The organism is Anaeromyxobacter sp. (assembly GCA_016718565.1).
Lineage (GTDB): Bacteria > Myxococcota > Myxococcia > Myxococcales > Anaeromyxobacteraceae > JADKCZ01.
In genome coordinates, this window is sequence record JADKCZ010000015.1 from 22,170 (window position 1) to 31,993 (window position 9,824).

At 76.0% G+C, this 9,824-nt stretch carries 6 protein-coding genes and 1 pseudogene; 2 read left to right on the forward strand and 5 right to left on the reverse strand.

The features are described 5' to 3' along the window. Positions 1 to 388 precede the first annotated feature (388 nt). A complete protein-coding gene (locus IPO09_18895) occupies positions 389 to 3,859 on the forward strand; it encodes a hypothetical protein (protein ID MBK9519369.1) in 3,471 nt (1,156 codons plus the stop codon). Between the two features lie 13 nt (positions 3,860 to 3,872). Here the strand turns inward: IPO09_18895 and IPO09_18900 are convergent, their stop codons facing one another. Further along, the gene (locus IPO09_18900) at positions 3,873 to 4,856 is read right to left on the reverse strand and encodes a PhzF family phenazine biosynthesis protein (protein MBK9519370.1); all 984 of its coding nucleotides are present in this window, start codon (positions 4,854 to 4,856) and stop codon (positions 3,873 to 3,875) included. A 63-nt stretch (positions 4,857 to 4,919) separates the two neighbouring features. Here IPO09_18900 and IPO09_18905 point away from each other — a divergent pair, with 63 nt between their 5' ends. Continuing rightward, positions 4,920 to 5,465 (forward strand): hypothetical protein, encoded by a 546-nt coding sequence (locus IPO09_18905; protein MBK9519371.1) that lies wholly within the window; start codon positions 4,920 to 4,922, stop codon positions 5,463 to 5,465. On the opposite strand, the gene IPO09_18910 is transcribed toward IPO09_18905, so the two are convergent. From IPO09_18910 to IPO09_18925, 4 genes and pseudogenes are all read right to left on the reverse strand, one after another. Continuing rightward, a complete protein-coding gene (locus IPO09_18910) occupies positions 5,462 to 6,265 on the reverse strand; it encodes a 4Fe-4S binding protein (GenBank protein ID MBK9519372.1) in 804 nt (267 codons plus the stop codon). The genes IPO09_18905 and IPO09_18910 overlap by 4 nt on opposite strands. Continuing rightward, a pseudogene (locus IPO09_18915) lies at positions 6,265 to 7,882 on the reverse strand (NADH-quinone oxidoreductase subunit C). The gene IPO09_18910 and the pseudogene IPO09_18915 overlap by 1 nt, the downstream one beginning before the upstream one ends. After that, positions 7,882 to 9,312 carry a hydrogenase gene (locus IPO09_18920; GenBank protein ID MBK9519373.1) on the reverse strand — a complete coding sequence of 477 codons (1,431 nt, stop codon included), beginning with the start codon at positions 9,310 to 9,312 and terminating at the stop codon, positions 7,882 to 7,884. The pseudogene IPO09_18915 and the gene IPO09_18920 overlap by 1 nt, the downstream one beginning before the upstream one ends. Positions 9,313 to 9,315: 3 nt before the next feature. Continuing rightward, a partial coding sequence (locus tag IPO09_18925; protein ID MBK9519374.1) for a hydrogenase occupies positions 9,316 to 9,824 on the reverse strand: 509 nt, incomplete at its 5' end.

The following is a 9,824-nucleotide window of genomic DNA, read 5'->3' on the forward strand; positions in this document are numbered from 1 at the left end:
CCCCCGCCGCAGGCGGCCAGCGCGGCGGCCGCGGCCAGGACGAGGGCTGTCGACCAGCCCGGGGCCCGGCGAGGGAGGTGCGGGGAGGCGGTGCGGCTACGGGGTCCAGTGGTCATCGCGGCGCTCCGGTGGTCGGCAGGGGTCTGGTCGGCGGGTGTACCCGGGCGAGTCGACTGCTGTGGCCTCGCCCAACAGCGCTTGACTTTGTTTGTCTGCCGAACAAACTAACAATCTGGTAGTCGAGATGTCAACGTGCGCTCCTTCTGGGCCCGATCGGGGAGCGCACGGGCCACCTCGGCGGGGGGCGCCGTCCGCTCTCCGCCGACCGTCCCTGGCCCTCACTGGCGATCTGGCAGCGCGGCGAGAGCCGCCGTGGCGAGGAGCGAGCATGCAACGGCCGCAGTCGGTCCACCTGGGTCAGAGCCCCCTCCCCGCCGACGACCGCGCCGCCAGCGGCCGGCTGGTGCACGCCTTCGGCGAGGCCTGCTACCTCATCGAGGACGCCCAGACGCTGCCCCCCTTCCTGACCAGCCTGGTGAGCGACTCCGACCTGTGGCTCTTCGTCGCCAGCAACGGCGGGCTGACCGCGGGACGCCGCAGCCCGGCCACCGCCCTCTTCCCCTACGTCACCGAGGACAAGCTGGCCGACTCGCCCGGGGTGTCAGGCCCGATCACCGCGCTGGTGGCCACCCGGGACGGCCGCCGCGCGCTGTGGCGCCCGCTCTCCGACGACGACCGGCTCGTCTACCGGACGCGGCGCCGGCTCTACAAGAACGTCCTGGGCACGCGGCTGGTCTTCGAGGAGGAGAACGAGGACCTGGGGCTGCGCTTCCGGGCCGCCTGGCGCAGCAGCGCCCGCTTCGGCTTCCTGCGCGAGTGCGACCTCGGCAACACCGGCCCGGGCCCGGTCACGGTGCACCTGCTCGACGGGCTGCTCGACCTGCTGCCCGGCGACGCCGACGAGAACCTGCAGCGCGGCTTCAGCGTGCTCATCGACGCCTACAAGCAGGCCGAGCGGCTGCCGGGCTCGTCCCTGGCGGTCTACACGCTGGCCGCCCAGGTGGTGGATCGGCCCGAGCCCAAGGAGGCGCTGCACGCCACCTCGGTCTGGAGCCACGGCCTGCCCGGCGCGCAGGTCCACCTGACCGCCGACGCCCTGCCCGCCTTCACCCGCGGCCGGCTCGGGCCCGCCGCCGACGCCGCCCGCGGGCAGCGCGGCGCCTACCTGCTGGAGGCGGAGGTGACCCTGGCCGCCGGCGCCGAGCAGGCCTGGCTGCTGGCGGCCGACGTGGCGCGCACCCAGCGCGAGGTGGCCGCGCTGCGCCTCCAGCTGGAGCAGCCGGCGGCGCTGGCGGCCGAGGCGGTGGCCGACTCGGTGCGCGGCGCCGCCCGCATCGAGCAGCTGCTGGCCGACACCGACGCCCAGCAGCTCGGCGCCGACCGGCTGGCCGCGGCCCACCACCTCTCCAACGTGCTCTTCAACGACCTGCGGGGCGGGGTCTACGCCCACGGCACCGGCATCCCGGGGCCGGACTTCGAGGCCTTCGTGGCCGGCGCCAACCGGCCGGTGGCGGCGCGCCACGCCGCCTTCCTGGCGGCGCTGCCGGCGCTCGAGCCGCGCGAGGCCCACCGGGCCCGGGTCGACGGCCAGGGAGACCCCGACCTGACCCGCCTCTCCCAGGAGTACCTGCCGCTCTGGTTCAGCCGGCGGCACGGCGACCCCAGCCGCCCCTGGAACCGCTTCGACCTGCGCGTCCAGGACCGGCTCGGCGCGCCGGTGCTCGACTACCAGGGCAACTGGCGGGACATCTTCCAGAACTGGGAGGCGCTGTCGCGCAGCTTCCCGGGCTTCGCCGGGCAGATCCTGGCCAAGTTCGTCAACGCCTCCACGGTGGACGGCTACAACCCGTACCGCATCGGCCGCTCGGGCATCGACTGGGAGGTCCCGGAGCCGGACCACCCGTGGTCCACCATCGGCTACTGGGGCGACCACCAGATCGTCTACCTGACCCGGCTGCTGGAGCTCTCGCTGGCGCACCAGCCCACCACCCTGCCCGCCTGGCTGGAGCGGCCGCTCTTCACCTACGCCGACGTCCCCTACGAGCTGCGGCCCTACGCCGACATGGTGGCCGACCCGCGCAACACCATCCGCTTCGACGCGGCCAAGGACGCGCGGCTGCAGGCGGGGGTGCGGGAGGTGGGCAGCGACGCCCGGCTGCTGCGGAGCGCCGCGGGCCTGGTGCGGGTCACCCTGGCGGAGAAGCTGCTGGTGCCGGCGCTGGCCAAGCTGGCCAGCTTCGTGCCGGGCGGCGGCATCTGGATGAACACCCAGCGCCCGGAGTGGAACGACGCCAACAACGCCCTGGTGGGCGCCGGCGTGTCGATGGTGACCTTGTGCCACCTGGAGCGCTACCTGGAGGTGCTGACCGGCCTGCTGGCGCCGCTGGCCGGCCGCGCCACCCCGCTCTCGCCGGAGGTGGCCGGCTGGGCCATGAAGACCCTGTCGGCGCTGCGCTCCTTCGAGCCGGGCCTGGGCGGCGGCGCCTTCGACGACGCGGGCCGCGGCGCCCTGATGGACGCCCTGGGGGTCGCCGCCGGCGACTACCGCGCCGCGGTCTACCGGCGGGGGCTCTCGCCGCCGGCCCCGGCGCCGGTGGACCGGCTGCTGGAGCTGGCCTCGCTGGGCCGGACCTTCCTGCGCCACACCATCGCCGGGGCGCGCCGCCCCGACGGCCTCTTCCACGCCTACAACGTGCTGGTGCCGCGCGGGCCCGGTCGCGGCTTCGGCCTGCAGCACCTGGCCGAGATGCTGGAGGGGCAGGTGGCGGCCCTCACCACCCGGGCCGTGGACGACGAGGTGGCCTGCGGGGTGCTGGACGCCCTGCGCCAGAGCGCCCTTTACCGGGCCGACCAGCGGAGCTACCTGCTCTACCCGGACCGCCGCCTGCCCGGCTTCCTGGAGAAGAACGTGGTGCCCGAGGAGGCCCTCGAGGCGGCGCCGCTGCTGGCGCGCCTGCTGGCCGCCGGCGACGAGCGGATCGTGCTGCGCGACGCCGCCGGGCGGCTGCGCTTCGCCGCCGGCCTGCACAACGGCGAGGCCTGCGCCGCCGCGCTGGCCGGGCTCTCGGCCGAGGGCGCCCCAGGCCTGGACCAGGCCGCGGCCGAGGCGGTGCTCGAGGTCTACGAGGGGGTCTTCCACCACCGCGCCTTCACCGGCCGCAGCGGCAGCATGTTCGCCTACGAGGGGCTGGGCTCCATCTACTGGCACATGGTGGGCAAGCTGGTGCTGGCGGTGCAGGAGCGGTACGTGGAGGCGGCCGAGCGCGGCGCGCCGGCCGCGCTGCTGGCGCGCCTGGCCGACCACTACCAGGCCATGCACGCCGGCATGGGCGGGGCCGAGAAGTCGCCGGCCGCCTGGGGCGCCTTCCCGCTCGACGCCTACTCCCACACGCCGGGCCACGGCGGCGCCCGCCAGCCGGGCATGACCGGCCAGGTGAAGGAGGAGATCCTGATCCGGCTCGGCGAGCTGGGCGTGCTGGTGCAGGGTGGCCGGGTCGCCTTCCGGCCTCGCCTGCTGCGCCGCGCCGAGCTCCTGGCCGAGCCGGCGGTCTTCGAGCCGCTGGCCGCCGACGGGCGCCGGGACCGGCTGGCGCTGGAGCCCGGCTCGCTGGCCTTCACCCTCTGCCAGGTGCCGGTGGTCTACCACCTGGGCGCGGAGCCGCGCCTGGCCGTCACCGGGGCCGACGGGGCGGTGCGAGAGCTCCCCGGCGACCAGCTCGACGAGGCCACCTCGGCGGCCGTCTTCCAGCGGACCGGCGCGGTGCGGCGCATCGACGTCTGGACCACGCCGGGCCGCTGAGCCAGGCCCGGCGTCACAGGGTCAGGACCCCGCGCCCGAGCGCCACCACCTGGCCGGACACGAAGACCTGGCCGGCCTGGTCCACCAGCAGGTGGAGCCTGGACGGGCGGCCGACGTCCTCCCCCTGGGCCACCTCCAGCCGCGCCGGCAGTGGCGCGCCGGTGGCCAGGAGCCAGCCCCCCAGGTTGGCGCAGGCCGACCCGGTGGCCGGATCCTCCACCACCCCGCCGCCCGCCATGAAGAAGAAGCGGGCCGCCACCTGCCCGGGGGCCACCTCGGCGAAGACGTAGGCCATGGCCTCCCCGCCGCCCGGGCCGCGGCCGTGGAGGGCCAGGCGCGCCGCGTCCGGCCGGGCGGCCCTCACGTCGGCGGCGCGGCGCACCGGCAGGAGCAGCTGCTCGACCCCGGTGTCCACCCAGAGCGGCCGGGCGACGGCGCCGGGCGGCAGCCCCACCAAAGCGGCCAGCTCGTCGGGGCTGGCCGCCGGCTCCCGCACCCCGGGCGCCCGGGCGGCGCGCAGCGTCCAGCCGCCCGCCTGGTGGCGCACCTCCACCAGGCCAGCCGCGAGCTCCAGCACCAGGGCGGCGCCGCCGCCGACCAGTCCGCTCACCACCTGGGCGGTGCCCAGCGTGGGGTGGCCGGCGAACGGCATCTCGAAGTCCGGGGTGAAGATGCGCACCCGCGCCGCGGCCCCGGGCGCCGTGGGCGGCAGGACGAAGGTGGTCTCCGAGAGGTTGAGCTGGCGCGCCAGCGCCTGCATGGTGGGCGCGTCGAGGCCGCGCCCGTCCTCGAAGACACAGAGCGGGTTGCCGGAGAGCCGGACGCCCTCGACGGTGAAGACGTTGAGGAGCTGGTAGGTGAGGTCCACGGGGGCATCATGCCCTGCCGCGCGCCCCTCCCCGCAAGCAGCCAGGGTGGTGGTCCGGCCGCTCACCGCCAGCCGCGGGCGAGCCGCGCCGGCGAGCGTCCGCTGGCCCCCGCTCGGGGCCAGTCCCATCTTTCGCGTGGCCGCACCGCGTCATGGAGGTCTTGGTGGTGCCACCCACCCACGGAGGTCTCCATGTCCATAAAGCTCTCCCGGGCGCTCCCGACCCTCGCCACCGCGCTGGCCGTCGCCCTCGCCCTCACCGGCTGCAGCACCTCGGCCACCTTCCCGGTCGACCGGCGGGTCCAGGTGGACGAGGCCGCGCAGGGCGTGGCGGGCCTCGAGACCGTGGACCTGTCCGCCAGCGGCGACGCCTGGGTCAACCGGCGCTGCCTGAAGGGGGTCACCATCCGCGCCGCCCGGGCCGTCATCGTCTCGGTGGACGGCGGCAACGCCGCCACCCGCGGCTCGGGCACGCTGGCCCTCCGGCCCGACGGCGCCCCGGAGGACGGCAGCCACGACGTGGTGCTGGGCCGCTTCGACGACGTGCCCATCCTGACCGGGCTGAGCCTGGAGGTGACGCCCACCCCCGAGGCGGGCGCGGTGCTGCGCGAGGCGCTGGAGGGGAGCGGCCGGCTGGCGCTGGTGATGCGCGGCCAGGCCAACGCCCGGCCGGTGGGCTTCGCGGTCAACGTGGTGCTGGACGTGCGGGTGAAGTACGACCCGCTCGAGCTGCTCTAGAGCAGGCCGGTCCCCTCGAGCCGCAGGTCGTCGCCCTCGACCCGGCCCAGGAGGCGGAGCAGGCCGTCCAGCAGCGTGACCGGGTGCGGCGGGCAGCCCGGGATCCAGAGATCCACCGCCACGCCGGGGATGACCCCGGCCAGCCCGTCGGCGCAGGCCGGGCTGCCGGCCACCGGCCCGCCGGAGCAGGCGCAGGCCCCCACCGCGATGAGCAGCCTGGGGGCGGGCAGCGCCTCCCAGGTGGCCAGGAGCGCCGACCGCATGTGGTCGGTGACCGGCCCCGTGACGACCAGGCCGTCGGCGTGGCGCGGCGAGGCCACGAACTCGATGCCGAAGCGCGACAGGTCGAACTGCACGTTGCCGGCCGCGTTGAGCTCGGCCTCGCAGCCGTTGCAGCCGCCCGCCGAGACCTGCCGCAGCCGGAGCGACCGGCCGAAGATCCGCCGCATCCGCGCGTCGAGCGCCGCCGCCAGCTGGGGGACGTCGCCGCGGATCACGAGCTCCCCGCGCTCCCGCATGGCCAGGCGGTAGTCGCGGGTGAAGGTGATGGCCTGCCCGGGGCAGGCCTCCTGGCACAGCCCGCAGAAGGTGCAGGCCCCGGTGTCCAGCGCCAGCGCGGGCGTCCCAGCGCCGGTGATGGCCTCGGTGGGGCAGACCTCCGCGCAGGCCTGGCAGCCCTCGGCGCAGCGCTGCGGCGAGAGCGCCGGGCGCCCGCGGAAGCGCGCGGGGAAGCGGGCCGGCCCCTCCGGGTAGGCGATGGTCTGGCGGCCCAGGGAAAGCCGCAGCCGCAGGAGGTCCATCACAGGTCGTGTCCGCAGTAGGAGAGGTTGAAGCTCTTGTTGCACAGCGGGAAGTCGGAGATCTGCTGGCCGCGCAGCGCGAGCTGCAGCCCCATCCAGCCGTGGAAGGACGGGTCCACCACCTTGTAGCGCGCGAACCGTCCCGCGGCGTCGGTGGTGACGGCGTGGCAGACCTCCCCGCGCCAGCCCTCCACGAGCGAGACGACCAGCTGGTGCGGCGCCAGCGGGGGCATCGGCTGGCGCACCGCCCCGGGCGGGAGGGCGCGCAGCCAGCCCAACACGAGCCCCGCCGCGTGGCGGGCCTCCTCGAGCCGGATCCAGGCGCGGGCCAGGACGTCGCCGGAGGTCACGGTGGCCGCCGGCACCTGCTGCTGGTCGTAGGGCGCGAACGGGTGGCTGCGCCGCGCGTCCACCGCCACGCCGGAGGCGCGCCGCAGGGCCGACCAGCCCGAGCTGCTGCGCCACCTCGCGCCCGAGGACCCCGATCCCGTCCGTGCGGTTCCGGACCGACGGCGAGGAGAAGAAGAGCCCGGCCGCCTGCTCCACCGCGCGCCAGGTGTCCGAGAGCCGCTCCGCCAGCCGCGCCGCGGCGCCGGCCGGGAGGTCGAAGCGGACCCCGCCGGGCACCACCAGGCCGCGGCCGAAGCGGTTCCCGCACAGCTCGGCCACGGCGTTCAGGTAGTCGGCCCGCAGGGCGCCGCAGGCGCTGGCGGTGGGAAGGTAGCCGACGTCACCCGCCAGCGCGCCCAGGTCGCCGACGTGGTTGGCGAGCCGCTCCAGCTCGAGGGCGACGGCCCGCAGCGCCAGCGCCCGCCGGGGCGCCTCCACGCCGGCCAGCCCCTCCTGGGCGCGCGCCGCCGCCACCGCGTGCCCAACCGCGGTGTCGCCGGCGATGGACTCCACCAGCACGTCGGTCCGGCGGGTGGGCCCGCCGAGCAGCATGCGCTCGATGGCCCGGTGCTGGTACCCGAGCGAGATCTCGAGGTGGAAGACGTGCTCCCCGTGGCACTGGAACCGGAAGTGGCCCGGCTCGATGATGCCGGCGTGCACCGGGCCCACGGCCACCTCGTGCACCTCCTCGCCGTCGACGACGAAGAACGGCGCCTCCCCGGGGAGGCCGGCGGCCTCGCGGGGGTCCCCTCCAGCCGCGGCGGCCCCCGGCCCAGCTGCGGCGGCGCCCGGCCCAGCCGGCCCAGCCGGCGCAGCCCCTGGCCCAGCCGGCGCAGCCCCCAGCCCAGCCGGCGCAGCCAGCAACATAGCGCGCTCGTGGCGCACCGGCTTCGGCCACGGGTGCCCCGTCGGTTCGACCCCGTACTGCTCGGCCAGCTCCCGCTCGAAGAGCTGGAGCGCGGGGCACTCCTCGGCCAGCGACGGCAGCGCCCGGCCGGCGACGGTGGCCAGGACGCCGACGCGGCCCTCCGGGTCGTTGGCCAGGACCGCCGTCACCAGGGTGGCCGCCGGGTCTCCGGGCAGGGCCTGGCCGTAGTAGGCCGCCACCCTCACCCCGGCGGTGACGGCGTCCGAGAGCACTTGCTGGAAGTCCTGGGGCGCCAGGCGCGGGATGGCCCGGGCGTCGATGGCCTGGCCGTTCCGGAGGAGCGGGATCCGGTCGGGCATCAGCCACCCCCTCCCACCAGCGCCGCGGCCTCTCCCACCAGCGAGCGCAGCGGCGCCGGCACCCACAGGCCGAGCGCCAGCACCAGCAGCAGCAGCGCCAGCGGCGGCCCGGCCGTCAGGATCGAGTCGCCCATGCGGGCCGGCGCGATCCCGGCCGGGGGCGCCCCCTGCACCAGGCGGAGCACCGTCGCGCCCATGCCGACGAAGATGACGGCCAGGCCGAGGAGGTAGGCGGCGGCGGGCCCGTAGGCGCCGGCCTGCAGGGCGCCGTCGAGGATGGCGAACTCGCTGAAGAACGGGGCGAACGGGGGTGAGCCGGTGATGGCGAGGAAGGCGGCCAGGAAGACCGGGCCCGAGACCGGGAGGACCCGCGCCGCCCCCCGGACGTGCTCCACCTGCTTCGAGCCGAAGGCCCGGTGGATGTTCCCGGCCGCCAGGAACAGCGCCCCCTTGGTGAGCCCGTTGTAGAGCAGGTGCAGGAAGGCCCCGGTGGTGGCCCCGCCGCCCAGGCCGACCCCGAGCGCCAGGATGCCCATGTGCTCCACGCTCGAGTAGGCCAGCATCCGCTTGAAGTCGCGCTGCCGCACCAGGAAGACCGCCGCCAGCCCGATGGAGAGCAGGCCGAGCGCCACCAGCGCCTGGCGGGCGAAGGCGCCCTCGCCGGCGGCCAGGCAGACCTGGAGCACCCGCATCAGCGCCAGGAACGCCACGCTGGTGACGCCGCCGGAGAGCAGCGCGCCCAGCAGGCCGGGGGCCTCGCCGTAGGCGTCGGGCTTCCAGGCGTGGAAGGGGGCCAGCCCCAGCTTGGTCCCGTAGCCGGCCAGCAAGAAGACGAAGGCGACCCGCAGCCAGGGTCGATCCAGGCTGGCCCCCGCCCCCACCAGGTCGGCCAGCAGCAGCGACCTCGGCCCGCCGGGCCCGGCCGAGGCGAGCGCCAGCAGGAAGGTCCCGAGGAGCGCCAGCGCGATGCCGACCGAGCAGACCACCAGGTACTTCCAGGCCGCCTCGAGCGCCGCCTCGGTGCGGTTGAAGTAGATGAGCGGCGCCGTCGAGAGGGTGGTCAGCTCGATGGCCACCCAGAGGAGGCCGAGGTGCTGCGCCAGGGCCACGGCGGAGACCGCCGCCAGGAGCAGCAGCAGCCCGCCGACGAAGGCGCGGTTGTCGCGGTCGCTGCGCCGGGCCAGGTAGCCCTGGGCGTAGACCGCGCAGACCAGGAAGAGGGCGCTCACCAGGACCAGGACCAGCAGGCCGGCGGCGTCGACGGCCAGCCAGCCCTGGAAGGCCGGCGCCGGCGGGGCGCGCCAGAGCCAGGCCACCGTGGCCGAGTGCACCACCGCGCCGGCCAGCAGCGTGAGCGGCCGCCGCCCGGGCCAGGGCATCCCGAAGGCCAGGGCGGCGAGGAGCAGCGGGGCGGTGACGAGGAGGAGCACGGCTCAGTCCCTCAGCGACGCGAGCTTCTCGGTGTCGAGGGAGCTGAAGGCCCGCTGGATGTCGAACATCACCAGCCCCATGACGAAGACCGCGGCGAAGAGGTCCAGCAGCACCCCCACCTCGACCATGGACGGCATGAAGTCGGAGAGCAGCAGCCCGAGGACGAAGACGCCGTTCTCCAGCACCAGGAAGCCGAGCACCTGCCCGACCGCCTTGCGGCGCGTCACGATGAGCAGGAGCCCGCACCAGACGGTCCCGGCGGAGGTCGGCAGCAGCAGCGGGTGGCGCTCCGGCACCGGCAGGACCACGTCCGCCGTGAGCCAGACCGCCAGGACGACGCCCAGGGCGCCCAGCACCAGGGTGGGCAGGAAGCCGAGCAGCGGCGCCGCCTCGCGGCGCTCGGTGGACTCGCGGGTGGCCCGGGCCAGCAGCCAGGGGATGCCCACGGCCTTCACCGCCAGGGCGCCGAGCGCCAGCACCACCACGTGCCCGGTCTCGGTGGCGTCACCCG

Excerpts from the sequence above, each read along its gene's own strand:
- IPO09_18895 (MBK9519369.1), top strand. The coding sequence starts at position 389 with ATGCAACGGCCGCAGTCGGTCCACCTGGGTCAGAGCCCCCTCCCCGCC.
- IPO09_18900 (MBK9519370.1), bottom strand. The coding sequence starts at position 4,856 with ATGGGACTGGCCCCGAGCGGGGGCCAGCGGACGCTCGCCGGCGCGGCT.
- IPO09_18905 (MBK9519371.1), top strand. The coding sequence starts at position 4,920 with ATGTCCATAAAGCTCTCCCGGGCGCTCCCGACCCTCGCCACCGCGCTG.
- IPO09_18910 (MBK9519372.1), bottom strand. The coding sequence starts at position 6,265 with ATGGACCTCCTGCGGCTGCGGCTTTCCCTGGGCCGCCAGACCATCGCC.